Raw genomic sequence first — 18,618 nt, forward strand, 5'->3', positions numbered from 1 at the left:
ACTGCGGAAAACTTTGGGAAGTTGGGGCAACCGGGGCGGAAGTTCGAGCGATATCAGCACGTCCTTGCTGAATAGGGGTGTGTCATCGTGATCGCTCGAAAAGTCCGCGGCTGGTTGAGCGCGTGCTGCGTGGCGTTGTTGTCCATCGGCTTGCTAGCGGCCTTACCAGTGCACCGGGCGGAGGCCATGCCGTCCGGGTTCGTGCTCCGCAATCAACCCAGCGGGCAGGCGGCCTTCGACCTGACCGACTTCGCCTACCTTCCCGACGACAGCGTGCTGAGCACCGGCAAGAAGGGCACCGTGGCGTGGGTTTCCGCCGATGGCCGGACCCGCACCATCGCCAGCCTGCCCGTCGACCCCACCCAGGACCTCGGGCTGACCGGCATCGCGGTGGCCCCGGACTACGAAACCTCGCGGCACGTCTACCTGATCCGCTCATTACCCCAGGGCACCGGCGACCACCTGCTGCGACTCGCGCGCTGGACGGTCACCGGTGCCCCGGAACCCACCGGCCTCACCGGTGAACAGGTGCTCTTCGAATTCCGCAGTCCCTACGCGGTGCACGGCATGACCGGGATCGTCGCGGCCGATGACGGAACGCTGTGGGTTTCCGTCGGCGACCTCTCCGATTTCACCCGCACCGACCGGAATGCCCTGCAGGCCATGAACCTCGACGCACCCAACGGCAAGATCCTGCACGTCACCGCTGATGGCCGGGGCGTGGCCAGCAACCCGCACTACCAAGCGGCCAACCCGTCGTCGTGGCGCAGCCGGGTGTACGCCAGCGGTTTCCGCAGCCCGTTCCGGCTCTCGCTGGACCCCAGCACCGGCACCCCGATCGTCGGCGACGTCGGCTACAACACCTGGGAGGAGCTGGACCTCGTCCGGCCCGGCCAGAACTACAAATGGCCCTGCTGGGAAGGAAACCACCCGACCCCCGGCTACGCCGAACTGCCCGAGTGCGCCTCGGTGGTGAACACGCCACCGCTGTGGGAATACCACCACGGCGGCGGCGTCGACCAGGGCAACAGCGTCACCGGCGGCATCGTCTACCAGGGCGAGAGCTACCCGCAGGCGTACCGGGGCGCGTACTTCTTCGGCGACTACACCACGAAGAAGCTGTGGACGCTGCGCTACGACGCGCAGGGGAAGCTGGCGCGGGCACCGGAAAGTCCGCCGTTCGGCAGCGACATCGGCGGCCCGGTGAAGTTCGCCGCCGCACCCAACGGCGACATCGTGCTGGCCGACATCTACTCCGGCGCGCTGCGGCGGCTGAGCTATCCGCAGGGCAACTCCGCTCCGGTGGCCCAAGCCGAGATCACCACCGATCCGACGACCCGCACGGTCACCTTCGACGGCTCCGGATCGCAGGACTTCGACGGCGATCCGCTGACCTACCGCTGGGAATTCGGCGACGGCGCGACCGGAACCGGCGCGCGCACCAGCCACACCTACCCGCCCGGCGATCGCTTCACGGCACGGCTGACCGTCTCCGATCCGCTGGGTGCGTCGGGCAGCGTTGACGTGGTGGTCGCACCGGCGAACAACTCGCCTCGGCTGGAGCTGACGACACCGGGCGAACGCACCTTCGCCGTTGGCGAGCCCGTGGCGCTTTCCGCGCAGGCGACCGATGTCGAGGACGGCACAACGCCGGTGACCTGGACCAGCTCCGAGGTGCACTGCCCGGAAGAGGCGACCTGCCACCAGCATCCGGGCGTCGGCGGCACCGGCGGGAGTTTCCAGGTCGCGTTCACCGATCATCCCGATTCGCACATGGAGATCACCGCAACCACGACTGACAGCGCCGGGGTGCGCAGCAGCGAAACCTACCTGGCCATGCCGCGCGAGCACCTGCTCACTTTGACCAGCAATGCGCCCGCCGTGCTGCAGATCCCGTCCGAGGGCGGGCGGAGCTCCGCGATGGTCACCGAAGGGGCCACCCTGGACGTGGTCGCGGCGGCGACCGCCACCGACGGCGTGTCGAGCTTCGCGGGCTGGACCGATGGCGTAACCGATCGATCGCGGGTGCTGACCATGGGCACCGGTGACCTGACGCTCACCGCCCGCTACACCACCCCGATCGACCAGCGGTACGCGGCCGAACCGCAGCTGCGGGACGTGCTCGGCCAGCCCGTCGGTCCGGAGATCGCCGAAGGCGGCATCCGCTACCGCGACTACGAACGCGGGCGGCTGTACTGGACCGCGCAAGCCGGCGTGCACTACGTCTTCGGCGGGAACCTGGCGAAGTACTTGCAACTCGGCGCGCACGGCAAGTTCGGTCCGCCGACCACCGATGAACTGTCCACAGCGGACGGAGTCGGGCGGTACAACGACTTCGCCGGGACACCGGAGAGCCTGGCGGCGTCGATCTACTGGAGTCCGGACACCGGTTCGCACGCGGTGTGGGGCGTGATCCGGCAGAACTGGGCGGCCACCGGCTTCGAGCGGGGTCCGCTCGGCTATCCGACGACCGACGAAGTGACCACACCGGACGGGATCGGGCGCTACAACCACTTCTCGAAGGCTGCCTCGATCTACTGGACGCCGACTTCGGGTGCGCACGCGATCTGGGGCGCGATCCGGGTGACCTGGTCGCAGTTGGGCTGGGAACTCGGCCCGCTCGGGTACCCGACGACCGACGAGGTGACCACACCGGACGGCGTCGGGCGCTACAACCACTTCACCAAGGCGGGCTCGATCTACTGGACTCCGCGCACCGGCGCCCACGAGGTGTACGGGCGCATCCGGGAACGCTGGTCCGCGCTCGGTTGGGAACGCTCGTACCTCGGCTACCCGACCACGGGTGAGTTCGCGGTGTCGGGAGGTCGCCGCAACGACTTCGAGCACGGCTACATCCAGTGGAACGCCGCCAACGACACAACCGTCGACCGGCGGTACTGAGAAGGTCAGGGGCACCCGTAACCGAGTAACTGGGTCACGGGTGCCCCTCACCCATCACTTGATCGAGTGGGCTACTGGACGACGATGGTGCTGACCGGCAGGCCCGGATTGGCTGGCATGTCCAGGGGTGACGGCTTGGCGCCCGCGGCGAGCACGTGGGCGCCGAGAGCCGCGATCATCGCGCCGTTGTCGGTGCACAACCGGGGCCTCGGGACTCGCAGGGTGATCCCGGCCGCCGCGCATCGCTGGGCGGCCAGTTCCGACAGCCGGGAATTCGCCGCCACGCCACCGGAAATCACCAGGGCGTCCACTTCCAGGTCCTGCGCCGCGCGCACCGCTTTCGCCGTCAGCACGTCGGCCACCGCCTCCTGGAACGACGCGCACACGTCCGCGACCGGGATCTCCCGCCCAGCGCGCTGCTCCGTCTCGACCCAGCGCGCGACCGCGGTCTTCAGCCCGGAGAAGGAGAAGTCGTGCCTGGCGTCGCGGGGTCCGGTGAGCCCGCGCGGGAACGCGATGGCCTTCGGATTGCCGAGCTTGGCCTGCTTGTCGATGGGTGGACCGCCGGGGTAGGGCAGGTCGAGGATGCGGGCGACCTTGTCGTACGCCTCACCCGCGGCGTCGTCGATGGTGGAACCGATTTCGGTGATCTGCTCCCCGATGCCCTCCACCAGCAGCAACTGCGTGTGTCCGCCGGAGACGAGCAGCGCCAGGCAGCGCGGCGGCAGCGGCCCGTGCTCCAGGGTGTCCACCGCGACGTGCCCGCCGAGGTGGTTGACGCCGAAGAGCGGCACGTCCAGCGCCGCCGCGTAAGCCTTGGCCGCCGCGACCCCGACCATCAGCGCACCGGCCAGCCCCGGCCCGGCGGTGACCGCGACCGCGTCCACATCGGACAGTTCGAGGCCGGATTCGCGCAACGCGCGGCGCATCGTCGGGACCATCGCCGCCAGGTGCGCGCGGCTGGCGATCTCCGGCACCACACCGCCGAAGCGGGCGTGCTCGTCGACGCTGGAAGCCACCGCGTCCGCCAGCAGCTCGACCGTGCCGTCAGCGGCCAGCCGGACCAGACCGACACCGGTCTCGTCGCAGGAGCTCTCGATGCCGAGCACCACCCGGTCCGCAGTCATCCCGCCACCTCCGCGGTTTCGGCCGGGGCGGGCCGCCGCATGGTGTGCGCATCCGCTCCGGACGGCTGGTAATAGCGCTTGCGCAACCCGACGATCTCGAAGCCGTGCTTCCGGTACATCTCGATCGCGGCTTCGTTGTCGGTGCGCACTTCCAGGAACGTCGTCGCCCGCTGCTCGTCGGCCTTGGCCAGCAGGGCCCGCAGCAGCACCTTGCCCACGCCGAGCCCCTGGTGCTCCGGGTCGACGCCGATGGTGTGCACCTCGGCCTCGGCGTGCGGCGGACGGCCAGCGACGGCCAACCCGGCGTAGCCGATCAGCTCTTCGTCGGCATAGGCGCCGACGTAGTAGTGGCCCTGGTCCAGTTCGGCGGCGAACGCGGCCCACGACCACGGGTCGTCGCCGGGGAAGAGCACCTGCTCCAGCTCGGCGCAGCGCTTCAGGTCGCTGCGGCGCAGCTCCAGCACCCGCAGCGCGGTGGTCGCGCGGTCGGTCACTTCCCACCCCTGGTCAGTACGGACTTCCGCTTGCCCGGCGCTTCGGCGTCCGGGCGCCGAAGGTAGAGCGGCACCAGCGGCGCGGGCTCGGCGCGCAGCGCCGCTGCGGCCGCCGCGACCAAGCCGACCGGTGTCGGGTAGCGCGGTTCGACGACGTCGAGGTCCAGCGCTTCGGCCATTTCACCAGCCGCGGCGGTGAACTCCTCGGTCGGAACTTCCGCCGGGCGCTGGACGTGCGGCCCGTCGATCCGGGTCCGCTCGGCGTCGTAGGCCGCCCAGTAGACCTCCTTGCGGCGCGCATCGGTGGCGACCAGCAGGGGGCCTTCGGCGGTGGCCTGCGCGGCGATCGCGTCGAGGCTGCACACCGGATGCACGGGATGGCCGCACGCCTGGCCGAGCGCCGCAGCGGTGGCCATGCCGACGCGCAGGCCGGTGAACGGTCCGGGGCCCGCGCCGACGACGATCGCATCGGCGTCCGCGAGCTGGTGCCCGGCCTCTGTCAGCACGTCCAGCAGTTGCGGCATCAGGAGTTCGCCGTGCGCACGCGGGTTGATCGTGACTCGCTCGGCGACCACGCGAGGCCGACCGCCGTCCAGGGCGACCAGCCCCACCGTGACCGCAGGGGTCGAGGTGTCCAGCGCAATGACGAGCACGGTTACTCAGCGTACGTCAGCCCTGGTCACCAGGGTTACGTGGGGAGTGCCACGCCGGGTCCGGCGGCGAAGTCCGCCAGCTCAGGACCGGTGCGGCTCTCATGATCCCTGGCGGGTGAGCAACTTCCCCTGCGGGCCGGTGGTTTCCCCGTCGGAGCCGACGATCCGCGCACCGCGCAGCCAGGTTTCGCGCACCACGCCGGACAGCGGACGCCCGTGGTACGGCGAGACCGGGTTCCGGTGGTGCAGCTTGTCCACGTCCACCACGAACGCATCGTCCGGCGCGAAGACGCAGAAGTCGGCGTCGTGGCCGACCTCGATGGCGCCCTTGCGGCGCAGCCCGGCGAGTTCGGCGGGTTTGCGCGCCATCCACTGGACGACGTCGGCGATGCTGTGGCCGCGCACCCGCGCCTGCGTCCACACCGCCGACAGGCCCAGCTGGAGGCTGGACACACCTCCCCAGGCCACCCCGAAGTCGCCGATGTCGAAGCGCTTGAGCTCGGGAGTGCACGGCGAGTGGTCGCTGACGACGCAGTCGATGATCCCGTCGGCCAGCCCCAGCCACAGCAGTTCCCGGTTGCGGGCCTCGCGGATCGGCGGGCAGCACTTGAACTGGGTGGCGCCGTCGGGGATTTCCTCGGCGGTGAAGCTCAGGTAGTGCGGGCAGGTCTCGACGGTGACCCGGACGCCGTCGGCCCGCGCTGAGGCGATCATCGGCAACGCGTCGGACGAGGACAGGTGCAGGATGTGCACCCGCGCCCCGATCCGCCGGGCCAGCTCGATGACCTGGGCAATCGCGACGTTCTCGGCACCGCGCGGCCGGGAGTCCAGGAAGGCGCCGTAGGTCTCGCCGTGCGCCGTCGGCGCGTGCTCGATGGCGTCGGAGTCCTCGGCGTGCACGATCATCAGCGCGTCGTAGCGGACCAGCTCGCGCAGTGCCTCGTCCAGTTCGGTCGGGTTCAGCGGCGGGAACTCGTCGACCCCGGAGTGCAGCAGGAAGCACTTGAAGCCGAACACCCCGGCCTCGTGCAACCCGCGCAGCTCGGCGCGGTTACCGTGCACCGCACCACCCCAGAAACCGACGTCGACGTGCGCCTTGTCGCGTGCCGTCTTGCGTTTGACCTCCAGCGCACCGGTGTCGATCGTCGGCGGCAGGCTGTTCAACGGCATGTCGAGGATGGTCGTGACGCCGCCCGCCGCTGCCGCGCGAGTGGCGGTGTCGAAGCCCTCCCACTCGGTGCGGCCGGGGTCGTTGACGTGCACGTGGGTGTCGACCAGGCCGGGCAGCAGGACCTCGTCCGCGGCGAGCTCGATGGTGCGGGCGGCGTCGAGTTGGGCGTCCAGCGGCTCGACGGCGGCGATGCGCCCGTCGCGGACGCCGACGCTGCCCGCTGTCTCCCCGTTCGGGCCGATGAGCCGTGGTGCGCGGAACACGACGTCGAACGCGCCGGTGACTGGTTCGGGCAACTCGGTTACCTCCTCATCACAGCGATTCAACAAAATGTTGAACCGTGCGGCCGTTGCAGTCAAGGACCCGTCGGCTCGTGCGCGTTGATCTCGCAGCCGGGCAGGGGCACCCGGAGGTCAGCCGACCGATCAGCGCACGGCGTGTTGCTGCTTCGCCCTGGTGAGCGCCATGACGTGCTCCATCAGGGCGGTCAGCAGCTGCTTGGTGGACTCGCGCTCGCGGGCGTCGCACAGCACGACCGGCACGTAATCGTCGATGTCCAGCGCCCTGCGGACCTCGTTGGTGTCGTAGATCTGCGTGCCGTGGAAGCAGTTCACGCCGATGATGAACGGGAGCCCGCGCTGTTCGAAGTAATCGATCGCGCCGAAGCAGCTGTCCAGCCGCCGGGTGTCGGCCAGCACGACGGCCCCCAGCGCTCCGTTGGCCAGTTCGTTCCACATGAACCAGAAACGCTCCTGGCCGGGGGTGCCGAACAAGTACAGGATCAGGTCGGAACTGATGGTGATGCGGCCGAAGTCGAAGGCGACCGTTGTGGTCGTCTTGCTCTCCGCACCACTGAGGTCATCGACGCCGACACTGGCTTCGGTGAGCGTCTCCTCGGTGCGCAGCGGCACGATCTCGCTCACCGAGCCGACCAGGGTGGTCTTGCCGACGCCGAACCCACCGGCGACGAGGATCTTTGCCGCGACCGCGCCGAGCGAGGGACGGCCGAGTTGTTCAGAGCTTACGGATTCCATCCAGCACCTTCTGCATCATGTCGAGATTCGGCCCCTCCGTCGCGGACGAATCCGGCCCGAACATCACGTACTCCCGCTCGATCAAGTCGCTGATCAGAATCTTCACCACACCCAACGGCAGGTCGGCGCGGGCAGCCACCTCGGCCACCGACACCGGATACGCGCACGCCTCAAGCACCCACTGGTAGTTAGGTGACAGCGCGCGTGCGCTGGGGGGCAGCGGCTGCCGCGCCACGACGAGCGTGATCAGGCTCAGCGAGTAGGTCGTGGCCCGCGTCCGACCGCGCGTGAGGGCGTACGGACGCACCACCGGCCCCGCGTCCTCGTCGAACCATCCCTGGGAGCTGCCTGGCATGGCGGTCACGTATCGACCGTCGAACCAGCGGGCTGGCGCGGCGCCGAGGTCAGGTAGTCGCCCACCCTGGAGATCATGCGGTTGGCCTCGAAGGCGATCATGCCCAAGTCGGCGTCCTCCGCGGCCAGCAGGGCCAGGCAGGTGCCCTCGCTCGCCGCAGTCACCATGAGGAAGGAATTGGCCATCTCCACGACGGTCTGGTACACCTCGCCGCCGTTGAAGTGCGCTGCGGCGCCCTTGGCCAAGCTCTGGAATCCCGATGCAACCGCGGAAAGGTGCTCGGCGTCCCCCTGGGGCAGTGACGGCGTCTTACCCAGCAGCAGCCCGTCGGAGGACAGCAGTACGACCCGGTCCACCCCGGCCAATCGTTGGACCAAGTCCTTGAGCAACCAGTCGGCTTCCTTGCTGTACACCCTGAGTGTCATGCGTCTTCTCCTCCTGGTAGCCCGGTCTCAGGGCCCGCGTTCGCAAACCCGGCGCGTGCTCGCCTGCTGCCTTTCTGGAAGGCGTTCATGTTGGTTTGGAAGCGGTCTGGCGTTCGCCGCTGACTGCTGGTGGCCGGTTTTTGCTCGCCGTCGGAATTCGCGCGGGCCAGCTCCTCCCGCAGCGGCGCGACGAGGTTGGCCTGGCGCTTCCGCTGCGGCAACGGTGGTTTGGGGACGGCGCCAGAAGGTTTCGTCACGAATCCAGCGTTGCCGGCTTCCGCGCTCGGTGCCTGCGGTGACAAGGGCTGCCATGTGTCAGCAGGTTCCGGCCGCTGCCAACGGGGCTGCGGAGGCGCTGGTCGTTTCGGTTCCACGGCAGAGGATTGTGTCGGAATGCTGCTCTCACCTGGTGCCGGCGCGTTCGTCCGGGGCTCCAGCCGCGCGAGGCCGCTGTGCGGTGCCGCGCCGTTGTTCCCGATCGGATCGCGTGGCGTGATGGGGCTGTTCGGGACGATCGGGTCGGCCACCACGTCGGGTTCGAGACGTCCCGACATCTGGCGCTTGCGCGGGATCTTCGACCGGGTCTTCCGCCCCTCGGCCACTGCGGGCTGCGGTCCCGTCTCCGCGGCGGGGTTCGAAAGCTCCGGTCGGCCTGCCTGGTCCAGGCGGTCGGACTGATCCGCTCGGTCCACGACGACCGAGGTGGGAAGCAGCACCAGCGCGCGGATCCCGCCGTAAGCCGACTCGCGCAGCGTGACCTTGATCCCGTGCCGCGCCGAAAGCTGCGCGACCACGAACAGGCCCATCTGCGCCTCGTCGGACAGCGCCATGACCGCGAAGTCCGGTCGGGTGCCCAGCATCTTGTTGAGCACTTCGAGCTTTTCCGGCTCCAAGCCGATGCCCTGGTCCTCGATCTCGACGATGATGCCCTTGCCGACCACGTTTCCGCGCACCTCGACGCGCGATTCGGGCGGCGAGAAGGCGGTGGCGTTGTCCACCAGTTCGGCGATCAGGTGCACCAGGTCGGCCACGACCCTGCCCTGGACCGAGATGTCTGGCAGCCGGTTGATCTCCACCCGGGCGTAGAACTCAGTTTCGGCGACGGCGCCCTGCACCACGTCATGCAGCAAAACGGGATTGCGCCACTGGCGCCCCGGACGCTCGCCACCGAGGATGATCAGGTTCTCCGCGTTGCGGCGGCTCTGGGTAGCCAGGTGGTCGAGCTGGAACAGCAGCTCAAGCTGGTCCGGGTCTTCCAGCTTGCGCTCGGCCTTGTCGAGCACCTGCAGTTGGCGGTGCACCATCACCTGGCTGCGGTGGGCGATGTTGAGAAACACCGAGCGGACGCCGTGCCGGGTCTCCGCTTCCTGCACCGTCGCGGCGATGGCGGTTCGCTGGGCCTGGTTGAAGGCGTTGGCCACCTGCCCGATCTCGTCGTTGCCGTGGCTCAGCCAGGGCACTTCGTTCTCGACGTCGACTTGCGTCCCGGCGCGCAACCGCGCAACCACGTTGGGCAGCTCCTGCTCGGACATGGCGAGGGTTTCGTCGCGCAGCCTGGTGAGCCGTCGGACGAGCCGGTGCGAAAGCCGCAGTGCGACCAGGAAAACGACCAACGCGATCACCACGATCAAGGATCCAGTGACCAGGGAGGTGATGAGCGTTGCGCGCGCCATGCTGGCGCCGATCGATGCGGCGTAGCCGGAGTGCTCGCCGGAGAGGCTGTTCAGCTGTCCGGCGAGGTCGTGCGCAGAGCTCTGCCAGTCGCGCGTGCTGACGGGCAGGCGGATGATCTGTCCGCTGTTGGCCTGCGAGCCGGCTGCTTCCAGCGCGTCCTGCACGCCGTCGATCCGCTGCCAGGCCGGCCCCTTCTGGATGTCCTTGTAGTGCTGCTGCTCCGTCGGCGTCATCCGCGGCACCAAGGAGTTCAGGTTGTCGTGGAAGGCACCGATCTGGTGGATGTACTCGTGGTACTGCTCCTGGGTCATCCCGCTGGTGGTGCGGGCCATGGCCAGCGCGTGACCGCGGGCCATGGAGTCTGCGGCGTCCAGCAGGTCGACCGCCATCAGCTGCTCGTAGGCCACTGTCGAATCCGGCGCGGCACGTGCGTACGCGCGCATGCTCATGTTGAGCGAGTCCACCAGGCCGTTGTAGAAGCCGTACACCGCGTTCAGGTCACCCGGCCCGGAGTCCACCTGCTTGCGCACCTCGCGCACCGCGGCCAACTGCCCGCGGAACTCTTCGATGGTCGCGGCGGCCTCGTCCGGTGATGCGTCGGCGAGGCCCTCCGCGATGGTGTCCATTTCGGACAGTGCGATGTCGGTTTCGCGGCGGGCGTCGTCGAGCTGGGTGCGGTTCTGCGCGCGGTCGCTGAGCAGGAGCAGGGTGAGTTGGCGTTCGTCCTGGATGTCGACGACAAAACGACCGGAAGGCTCCGCGGCGGCGGCCAGCTTGCCCGCGTATCCGTGCACGTTCAGGCCCTGGAAGATCAGATAGCCCGACAGGCCCACCCCGACGAGCAGGGCCGCGACGCTCGGAACGAGGGCGATGGTCAGTAATCGCGCTTGGATCGTGCCTGACGCGAGCAAACGTTTCAGCGTTGACATAGACCTCGTCTCAGAACCTTCCCCGTTGGTTAGCGGGCAGCGAAGAACTCGTGCGGACGACCCGACTCGAATCGAGCTGCGGCGGCGGCGAAATCCGCAAGCCCTTGCACACCACAGACGACGACGGATTTTAGAACCGCCATTATGAGCGGTCAACGAGCAAATACTCATCGGCGCAATTGTTATACTCCCTGGTGGGCGCGAACCCAAGGTAATCAGACGGCAGCATGGAGTCATCATTTGCCCCGTTTGGCCCAGTACAAACGTATCCAAATGGGCGATTCAAGGCATTATTTACGCCACGGTAGGCTGACGCGCCGTAGCCAGCCGGGCGAACACCCAAAGGAATTCACAGCAACCCAAGTTTTTTCTCACAACCAAAGAGGAAGTGGGCGAAAGTCCTTGCAGCACAGCTGAAACGCTTATCGACTCGTGGCGCACCGCCGATTGTCCGGTTCATCGGCGGCGCCACGATCTGAAATGAAATTACCTGCGTCGCGATGTGCCTGCACCACCACTCATCGCGGAAGTTCGGGCGCCTGTTCTGCCGTCGGGGGCGCGGCGTCTGGTTTGAATTCCTGCATGCCTTTTCCATTCCATGAATGCCCTGGTGGTTCCTATGCTGATGTGTGAGAGGAGTTTGGATGGTTGACCCCGCCACGCCGGAGGCACCTGCCGAGGCGTCGAGGGTGGGGCGTCGGCGGTTCCTGGCCTACCTGGCGGCCGCCCCCACGCTGACCATTGCCGCGCGACTCGCCGTCGAAGGCGAGGCCGCCGCCGAGCCGGCCGCCGCCCAACTGCCCCTGCCCCCGATCTCCGAGATCGCCGACTTCGGCGACGTCGTCGTCCTCGCGAGCGCTCCGACTTCCGCCCTGCTGAAGCTGGAGTTCACTGAGGACAACAAGATTCTCTTCGAACTTCCGCGCGCCGAGGTCGGGCAAGGGATCAATACCACCGCGGTGATGATTTTGGCCGAGGAGCTGGACGCGCACCCCGCCAACATCAACGTGCAGCTGGCCAACGCCCGTCCCGAGCTGCTTTTCAACCAGTTCACCGGCTCCTCGACCTCGGTCCGCAGCCTGTGGACGCCGCTGCGGACCATGGCCGCGGGCGCCCGCGCCCGGTTGATCACGGCGGCTGCCGAGCGCTGGCAGGTGTCCGCGAAGGACCTGACTACGCGGGACACCTCGGTGGTGGGGCCGAACGGTCTGAAAGCGACATTCGGTTCACTGGCCAAGGACGCCGGCCAGATCCGGGCTGCCGCGGTTTCCGCCGCGCCGAAGGCGGCTTCGAAGTACACAGTGGTCGGCAAGCCCATGGTCCGGCCCGACGCTCGCTCCATCGTTACCGGCGCCACGAAGTACGTGTCGGACCTGAAGCTTCCGGGTTCGGTGGCGACCGTGGTCGTGCGGCCACCGACGTTGGGTGGCACGGTCGCCTCGATCGACGACGCGGCGGCCCGGCGCAGCCCCGGAGTCGTCGCTGTGACGCAGATCCCGACCGGTGTCGCCGTCAGCGCGGGCAACTTCTACCAGGCACTGCAGGCCAAAGAGGCGCTGAAGGTCACCTGGAACCCCGGGCCGGTCGCCGAACTGTCCGATTCGGACATCCAGGCGAAACTGGCTGGGATGACGGGGAATCTCGCGGAGTCGCTGGGCCTGGATTCGGGCGGCGACTCGATCGACGAGAGCTTCGACTTCGCGTTCGTGAACCACGCGCCGATGGAGGTCGAGTACGCGGTCGCCGACGTCAAGGCGGACCGCGCGGACGTGTGGTATCCGGCCCAGACCCCGCAGGCGGCGCAGAAGGAAGTCGCCAAGGCCGTCGACCTGCCCCTGAAGGCGGTAACCCTGCACGTCTCCCGCGCCGGCGGCTCGTTCGGGCGGCACCTGTTCTTCGACGCGGCGATGGAAGCAGCGCAGGTGTCCAAGGCCATCGGCAAGCCCGTCGAGCTGATGTGGACGCGCAACGACGACATGCGGCACGGCCGGATGCGCCCGGCAAGCCACCACCGCATCCGCGCCTCCCACCGCTCCGGCAAGGTGCGGTCGTTCCAGCACCAGATGTCCTCGGTGCAAGTCGATTTATCGCACGGTGCGGGCGACCTGCTGACCTCGGAGCTCGTGAAGCTGAAGCTGGCCGAGCTGCCCGTCGGCCAGCTCTACTTCGAACTCAGCCAGAACGTGCCGTACGACTTCGGCTCCGTCGCCATGTCGTTGAACGAGCTGGACCTTGAGGGCGTGCCAACCGGCAGCTGGCGGTCGGTGCACTCGGCGACATTCCGCACCGCCGAGGAACTGGTGGTCGACCAGATGGCCGAGGAGATCGACCAGGACCCGGTCGAGTTCCGGTTGCAATCCCTCAAGTCGGACCGGACCAAGAACGTGCTGCGGAAGGTCGCCAAGGACGGCAAGTGGGGCCGGTCGATGCCGAAGGGCTGCGGCCAGGGTGTTGCCGTGCACGAGGAGTTCCGATCGGTGGCGGCCTGCCTGGTGGAGATCAACGCCGTGGACCCGCGGAACCCGCGCGTGACGAAGGCGGTCATGGCGGCCGACGTGGGTCTACCGATCAACCCGCGCGGCGTGCAGGCGCAGCTCAGCGGTGGCCTGATGGACGCGATCTCCACAGTGCTGCACGCGGGCATCCACATCGACGGGGGCGCGGTGCGGGAAGGCAGCTTTTCGGACTTCAAGTGGGCCCGGCAGCGGCACATCCCGGTGGACCTGCAGGTGCACGTGATGCCGGCGACGACGGGAGATCCCGGCGGCGCGGGCGAGCTCGGCGTGCCCCTCGCGGCCGCCGCCGTCGCCACGGCCTACGCCCGCGCGACCGGCACCCGGCCACGTCGTTTCCCGATCAACTTCTGAGGAGTTTTCGTGCCCACCTACGAGTTCTACGTCAACGGGGAGTCCGTCAGCGTCGACGCTCCGCCCGACATGCCGTTGCTCTGGGTGTTGCGGGAGAAGCTCCGCATCACCGGCCCCAAGTACGGGTGCGGCGTCGGCGTGTGCCGCGCCTGCACGTGCCTCCTCGACGACGAGGAGGTCCAGACCTGCATGGTCAAGATCAAGGACTGCGCGGACACCGAGGTCACCACGATCGAAGGGCTGGCCGACGGCGACGAACTGCACCCCGTGCAGCAAGCTTGGCTCGACCTGGACGTCGCCCAGTGCGGCTACTGCCAGCCGGGCCAGATCATGACGGCCGTCGCACTGCTGGACCGGACCTCCGATCCCACCGACGAGGACATCGACAAGATCGAGAACATCTGCCGGTGCGGTACGTACGGCCGCATCCGCGCTGCCATCCACCAGGCCGCGCAGAACATGTGAGCCGAAGGCTGGGCGGGCTGTCTCGCGCTGTCCGCCCAGCCTTCGGCCCGTCGAGCAAACAATCCTCAGCAGACGAGTTGAAGAGGGCATGAAACACAACAGCGGAGTGCACTGGTTGTTCCGGGGTCTCGCCCTGGCCTCCTGCCCGGTCTTGGCGGCCTGTGGCACCACCCCCGACCACAGCGCGCAGCATCACGCCCCTGCCGCCGCGGAGCAGGCGAACAGTGACGCGGGACAGATGAACATGGGCGACCCGTCGGCCACCCCCGCCGACAAGATCCCTGGTGCACACTTGCGGACCAATCAGTTCAACCTCCTGCGGACCCGCCCGCCCGGCACCGACAACGCGGCCGGCTCCGCCTGGCTCGCTACGCACCCGAGTGGCACGACGGTCACCCTCCAGATGACCGGACTCCAGCCGGGCGAGAACTACATCGCGCACCTGCATGCCAAGCCGTGCGCGGAGGACAACGGCGGCGGGCACTTCAAGTTCGATCCGGCCGGTCCGGCGACGCCGCCCAACGAAGTGCACCTGGCGTTCACCGCGGATCAGACCGGCAACGGCTTCATGACGGCGAACAACGATCGGCAGGCCGACGGCGCCGAGTCGGTCGTCGTGCACCCCGCCGTGCTCACCGACAACCGGGTAGCATGCGCCGACTTCTGACCGGCATCGCCGGTGCGGTGCTGACGGCCGTCCTCACCGTGGGAACCGCCGACGCGCACAGCGGCCTCGACCGAGCCACCCCCGGTCCTGGGGATACGGCGCGGGCGGGGCTCGACCGCATCGAGATGGAGTTCAACGGACCTCTCGATCCTGCGACCACGCCTCAGGTCGAGGTCCTCGATCCGCACGGCAGCGACGAGGTCGCCGCCGATCCAGTCGTCGTCGACAACCGGCTGACCGTGCACCTGCGCTCGCTGGACGCAGGACTGCACACGGTCCGGTACACCGCGACGTTCGACGACGGGCACCGGTCGACGGGCGGCTACTACCTCAGCGTGGTGCCTAGATTGGACGACGACTCCGGTGCGAACACGTGGCTGTACGCGGTGGGAGGTGGCACCGTCCTGCTGTTGCTGGTCCTGGTCGGCGTACTCCGACGCTGGTTGCGGAGGTCGTAACCGCGCTGTCGGCTTGCCGGACCTGTGGTGGACGCGGTCAGGTGCCCTGCGTCCCGCCCTCGGCAGCTCCAGGAACATGCTGTTAGCAGAGCCAGTCTCTGGCGAGACGTTCGCCGAGGTCGACGAGAAGGGTTGCCGCTTCGGTCATGCTTCGCTGCGGGTCGGGTTCGATGTCCGTGAGCGCGTACACACCCTCGATGCCCGCCTCGCGCAGGCGCTCGGCCGACAGTTCGCAGCGGCCCGCGACCGCCACCACCGGCACTCCCGCCGCGACGGCTCGCACCGCGACGCCAGCCGGGCCCTTGCCGCGCAGCGTCTGCTCGTCGATCGAGCCCTCGCCGATGATGACCAGCCCCGCTCCGGCGAGGCGCTTTTCGAAATCGACCAGTTCCAGGATGACGTCGACACCGGGTCGCATCCGCGCGCCGAGCACCGCCAGCGCCCCATAACCGACCCCACCGGCCGCGCCGGCACCTGGTTGATCAGCCACGTCGCGCCCGCCCGCGGCCAGCACAGCGCGCGCCCAGCGTCCCAGCGCCTCGTCGAGGAACCGCACCTGTTCCGGGTCGGCACCCTTCTGCGGGCCGTAGACGTGCGCCGCGCCGTGCTCGCCGAGCAGCGGATTGTCCACATCGGATGCCAGGAGCACATCCGTTTCGGCCAGCCGGGGGTCCAGGCCGGAGAGGTCCACCGAGGCCACCTGGGCGAGCGGACCACCGCCTGGGGGCAACGGGTTTCCCGCCGCGTCCAGCACCCGCACGCCCAGCGCGGCGAGCATGCCAGCGCCGCCATCGGTGCACGCACTGCCACCGACACCAAGCACCACCGTGCGGGCACCCGCGTCGAGTGCTGCCAGGATCGCCTCGCCGGTGCCCTCGCTGGAAGCCGCCAACGGGGCGAGTTCGGCCGGATCGAGCAGCGCCAGCCCGGAGGCCGAGGCCATCTCGACGACGGCGGTGTCGCCGCTGATCGCGATCTCGGTGTCGACCGGATCGCCGATCGGACCGGCCACCCGCACCGGAATCGAGATGTATCCGCTGGCCAGCGCCGCCTGCACGGTGCCGTCCCCGCCGTCGGCCACCGGCGCCAGCCGGACCTCGACGTCGGCCCGGACCCTGCGCAGTCCGGCGGCCACCGCCTCGGCGACTTCCGGCGCGCTCAGCGAACCCTTGAACTTGTCCGGTGCGATGAGGACAGGACCAGTCAACACGAACTCCCGAGATCGCTTGGGCGGTGTCCTCCGCCGAGCCGCCCGGCACGTTCTCGGCGGAGGACACCAAGGGTCGTCCGTATTCCACCCGACGACCCCGTCCAGGGGGAAGTGCGGGGTGCGCTCGCCGGAACCCCACCGCGAGTTCCGACGAGCGCTCCCCACGCAGGGCCGCCCTAAAGCCCTGCGCTGGGGTGCGGGAGTGTGGCGAGACCGGCCGACGCGGTTCCCTGCGCGTCGCCGATCGACCGCACCCCGAGCCCGTCGGTGCGTCCGCACCTGAGCTTGGTCCTTTTTGAAGCCGCTCAGCCCACCTACGCCACGCAAACCGAGCTGGGAACGGGCGTTCAGGCGTTCGGCACGTCTTCTGGCTCGATCATGGCGTCGATTCGGGCACCGCGCGCCGTGTTGGCCTCCCGTTCGATCATCACCTCGACCAGGACCGGGCGGCTGGTGGCGACAGCCTCCTTGCGGGCCCACTGGATGGTGTCGGCGATGTCGCCGGGCTCGTGCACCCGTCGTCCCACGCAGCCGTACGCCTCCATGATCTTGACGTTGTCCGTGCCGAACTCGTCGTAGTGGATGTCGACCTCGGTGTTCATGTCGAAGCCGTCGCCCTCGGCCTGCCGGATCAGGCCCAGGTACTCGTTGTTCAGCATGATGATCACGAACGGCACGTCGTACTGGGCGGCCACCGCCAGTTCCTCGACCAGGAACTGGAACGAGTAGTCGCCGACCACGGCGACCACCTCGGCATCCGGTTCGGCCGACTTCACGCCGATCGCGGCCGGGATCTCCCAGCCGAGCGGACCGGCCTGGCCGCACACCTGGTAGTGCCGCGGCAGGTGCGCGGTCTGGAACTGCCCGCCCCAGATCTGGTACAGGCCGATCGCGGTCACGAAGTAGGTCTCCGGCGGGAAGATCTCGTTGATCTCCCGGTACACCCGAGGGGCCTTGATCGGGACCGTCTCGTAGTCGTCCGGCCTGGTCAACGTCTGCTTCAGCACGCCGACCCTGGCGACCCACGCCGCGTGGTCCCCGGTCGCCCCGCGCTGGCGGGCGGTGTCCAGCAGCGCGTCCAGGAACAGCCGGGTGTCCGAGACGATGCCCAGGTCGGGCCCGAAGACCTTGCCGAGCTGGGTCGGCTCGATGTCCACGTGGATGAACTCGCGGTCACCCCGGTAGACCTCCAGGTCGCCGGTGTGCCGGTCGCCGAAGCGGGCGCCCAGCGCCAGGACCAGGTCGGATTCCAGGAACGACTGGTTGCCGTAGCGCTGGCTGGTCTGGATCCCGGTCATGCCCGCGAACAGCTCGTGGTCCTCCGGGAACGAACCCTTGCCCATCAGCGTGATCTGCACCGGGATGCCGAGCAGTTCGGCGAGCTCGCGCAGCTGCTCGTGGGCTTCGCCCAGGATCACACCGCCACCGGCCAGGATCAGCGGCCGCTCGGCGGCCAGCAGCATGTCCAGCGCACGCTCCACCCGCGGCTGGTGCGGTTCCACCCGCGGCACCGGCAGCGGAGCGTCCAATGTGGAGTCCCACTCGATCTCCTGCTTCTGCACGTCCAGCGGCAGGTCGACCAGCACCGGGCCGGGGCGACCCGAGCGCGCGGTGCGGAACGCCTCGCGGAAGATCCACGGCGCCTGCGCGGCCTCCTTGACCTGCACCGACCACTTGGTGACCGGCTCGGCGATGTCGACGATGTCGACCGCCTGGAACGCCTCCTGGTGCAGCTTGGTGGACACCGCCTGACCGGTGATGCAGACGATCGGGATGGAATCGGCTTGCGCGGTGTAGAGACCGGTGATCATGTTGGTACCCGCCGGGCCGGAGGTGCCGATGGCCACCCCGACCTTGCCGTTGGTGCGGGCCCAGCCGTCGGCCATGTGGGTGGCGCCCTCTTCGTGGCGGACGATCAGGTGCTTGACGCCGCTGTTCTCCATGGCCGCGTACAGCGGGAGGATCGCCGCGCCGGGGCAACCGAAGGTGATGTCGACGCCCTCGGACTTCAGCACTTCGACGACGGCCTGCATGACAGGAACTTTGGGCATGGTGTAAGACTTTCTCTCGGGTGACGCGCTTCGGCGCGCACCAAGTTGGGAGCGGGTTAGCGGTCGAGTTGCTTGGCGGCGCTGGCCGCTGACCCGTGACCGTCTTTCTGCCAGCCGCGCGACGATGCGCGGATCCC

Annotated in this window: 15 protein-coding genes; 5 read left to right on the forward strand and 10 right to left on the reverse strand. The window is 68.7% G+C overall.

Features of this window, described 5'->3' with window-relative positions; translation table 11 throughout:
* Positions 1–186 precede the first annotated feature (186 nt).
* Positions 187–2,901 (forward strand): PQQ-dependent sugar dehydrogenase, encoded by a 2,715-nt coding sequence (locus MOQ72_RS18565; RefSeq protein ID WP_242185081.1) that lies wholly within the window; start codon positions 187–189, stop codon positions 2,899–2,901.
* A gap of 71 nt (positions 2,902–2,972) precedes the next feature.
* Here MOQ72_RS18565 and tsaD read toward each other — a convergent pair whose 3' ends face one another.
* The 8 genes from tsaD to MOQ72_RS18605 all read right to left on the reverse strand — a co-directional run bounded on the left by tsaD (position 2,973) and on the right by MOQ72_RS18605 (position 10,934).
* Complete coding sequence (tsaD, locus tag MOQ72_RS18570; protein ID WP_242185045.1) at positions 2,973–4,028, reverse strand: tRNA (adenosine(37)-N6)-threonylcarbamoyltransferase complex transferase subunit TsaD; 1,056 nt, start codon at positions 4,026–4,028, stop codon at positions 2,973–2,975.
* Complete coding sequence (gene rimI, locus MOQ72_RS18575; protein WP_242185082.1) at positions 4,025–4,498, reverse strand: ribosomal protein S18-alanine N-acetyltransferase; 474 nt, start codon at positions 4,496–4,498, stop codon at positions 4,025–4,027. Before rimI ends, tsaD begins: the two co-directional genes overlap by 4 nt.
* A 20-nt stretch (positions 4,499–4,518) precedes the next feature.
* Entirely contained in the window at positions 4,519–5,175 is a 657-nt protein-coding gene (tsaB, locus tag MOQ72_RS18580; protein WP_242185046.1) for a tRNA (adenosine(37)-N6)-threonylcarbamoyltransferase complex dimerization subunit type 1 TsaB, read from the reverse strand.
* Positions 5,176–5,274: 99 nt separating this feature from the next.
* Positions 5,275–6,642 (reverse strand): allantoinase AllB, encoded by a 1,368-nt coding sequence (gene allB, locus MOQ72_RS18585; protein ID WP_242185047.1) that lies wholly within the window; start codon positions 6,640–6,642, stop codon positions 5,275–5,277.
* A 129-nt stretch (positions 6,643–6,771) separates the two neighbouring features.
* The gene (locus MOQ72_RS18590; protein WP_242185049.1) at positions 6,772–7,380 is read right to left on the reverse strand and encodes a GTP-binding protein; all 609 of its coding nucleotides are present in this window, start codon (positions 7,378–7,380) and stop codon (positions 6,772–6,774) included.
* Positions 7,361–7,735 carry a DUF742 domain-containing protein gene (locus MOQ72_RS18595; RefSeq protein WP_242185084.1) on the reverse strand — a complete coding sequence of 125 codons (375 nt, stop codon included), beginning with the start codon at positions 7,733–7,735 and terminating at the stop codon, positions 7,361–7,363. The genes MOQ72_RS18590 and MOQ72_RS18595 overlap by 20 nt, the downstream gene beginning before the upstream one ends.
* A 5-nt stretch (positions 7,736–7,740) precedes the next feature.
* Positions 7,741–8,160: a roadblock/LC7 domain-containing protein gene (locus MOQ72_RS18600; protein WP_242185050.1), complete on the reverse strand. Its 420-nt coding sequence runs from the start codon at positions 8,158–8,160 to the stop codon at positions 7,741–7,743.
* Positions 8,157–10,934, reverse strand: coding sequence for a nitrate- and nitrite sensing domain-containing protein (locus tag MOQ72_RS18605; RefSeq protein ID WP_242185051.1), 2,778 nt, complete (start codon positions 10,932–10,934; stop codon positions 8,157–8,159). Before MOQ72_RS18605 ends, MOQ72_RS18600 begins: the two co-directional genes overlap by 4 nt.
* Before the next feature lie 473 nt (positions 10,935–11,407).
* Between MOQ72_RS18605 and MOQ72_RS18610 the strand changes: the two genes are divergently transcribed.
* The 4 genes from MOQ72_RS18610 to MOQ72_RS18625 all read left to right on the forward strand — a co-directional run bounded on the left by MOQ72_RS18610 (position 11,408) and on the right by MOQ72_RS18625 (position 15,220).
* Complete coding sequence (locus MOQ72_RS18610; protein WP_242185052.1) at positions 11,408–13,630, forward strand: xanthine dehydrogenase family protein molybdopterin-binding subunit; 2,223 nt, start codon at positions 11,408–11,410, stop codon at positions 13,628–13,630.
* A gap of 9 nt (positions 13,631–13,639) precedes the next feature.
* Positions 13,640–14,095 carry a (2Fe-2S)-binding protein gene (locus MOQ72_RS18615; protein WP_308197908.1) on the forward strand — a complete coding sequence of 152 codons (456 nt, stop codon included), beginning with the start codon at positions 13,640–13,642 and terminating at the stop codon, positions 14,093–14,095.
* Positions 14,096–14,183: 88 nt separating this feature from the next.
* Positions 14,184–14,762 (forward strand): hypothetical protein, encoded by a 579-nt coding sequence (locus MOQ72_RS18620; RefSeq protein WP_242185053.1) that lies wholly within the window; start codon positions 14,184–14,186, stop codon positions 14,760–14,762.
* On the forward strand, positions 14,747–15,220 hold the full coding sequence (locus MOQ72_RS18625) for a copper resistance CopC family protein (protein ID WP_242185054.1): 474 nt from the start codon (positions 14,747–14,749) through the stop codon (positions 15,218–15,220). The genes MOQ72_RS18620 and MOQ72_RS18625 overlap by 16 nt, the downstream gene beginning before the upstream one ends.
* An 82-nt stretch (positions 15,221–15,302) precedes the next feature.
* Here MOQ72_RS18625 and MOQ72_RS18630 read toward each other — a convergent pair whose 3' ends face one another.
* Positions 15,303–16,427, reverse strand: a complete 1,125-nt coding sequence (locus MOQ72_RS18630) for a glycerate kinase (RefSeq protein ID WP_242185055.1) — start codon at positions 16,425–16,427, stop codon at positions 15,303–15,305.
* A gap of 350 nt (positions 16,428–16,777) precedes the next feature.
* On the reverse strand, positions 16,778–18,481 hold the full coding sequence (gcl, locus tag MOQ72_RS18635) for a glyoxylate carboligase (RefSeq protein ID WP_242185056.1): 1,704 nt from the start codon (positions 18,479–18,481) through the stop codon (positions 16,778–16,780).
* Positions 18,482–18,618 lie beyond the last annotated feature (137 nt).

This window comes from Saccharopolyspora soli (assembly GCF_022678645.1).
GTDB classification, from domain to species: domain Bacteria; phylum Actinomycetota; class Actinomycetes; order Mycobacteriales; family Pseudonocardiaceae; genus Saccharopolyspora; species Saccharopolyspora soli.

Bases quoted from the DNA above. Each gene is read 5' to 3' on its own strand.
- MOQ72_RS18565 (WP_242185081.1), top strand. From the start codon at position 187: ATGCCGTCCGGGTTCGTGCTCCGCAATCAACCCAGCGGGCAGGCGGCC.
- tsaD (WP_242185045.1), bottom strand. From the start codon at position 4,028: ATGACTGCGGACCGGGTGGTGCTCGGCATCGAGAGCTCCTGCGACGAG.
- MOQ72_RS18590 (WP_242185049.1), bottom strand. From the start codon at position 7,380: ATGGAATCCGTAAGCTCTGAACAACTCGGCCGTCCCTCGCTCGGCGCG.
- MOQ72_RS18595 (WP_242185084.1), bottom strand. From the start codon at position 7,735: ATGCCAGGCAGCTCCCAGGGATGGTTCGACGAGGACGCGGGGCCGGTG.
- MOQ72_RS18600 (WP_242185050.1), bottom strand. From the start codon at position 8,160: ATGACACTCAGGGTGTACAGCAAGGAAGCCGACTGGTTGCTCAAGGAC.
- MOQ72_RS18605 (WP_242185051.1), bottom strand. From the start codon at position 10,934: ATGAGTATTTGCTCGTTGACCGCTCATAATGGCGGTTCTAAAATCCGT.
- MOQ72_RS18610 (WP_242185052.1), top strand. From the start codon at position 11,408: ATGGTTGACCCCGCCACGCCGGAGGCACCTGCCGAGGCGTCGAGGGTG.
- MOQ72_RS18620 (WP_242185053.1), top strand. From the start codon at position 14,184: ATGAAACACAACAGCGGAGTGCACTGGTTGTTCCGGGGTCTCGCCCTG.
- MOQ72_RS18625 (WP_242185054.1), top strand. From the start codon at position 14,747: ATGCGCCGACTTCTGACCGGCATCGCCGGTGCGGTGCTGACGGCCGTC.
- gcl (WP_242185056.1), bottom strand. From the start codon at position 18,481: ATGCCCAAAGTTCCTGTCATGCAGGCCGTCGTCGAAGTGCTGAAGTCC.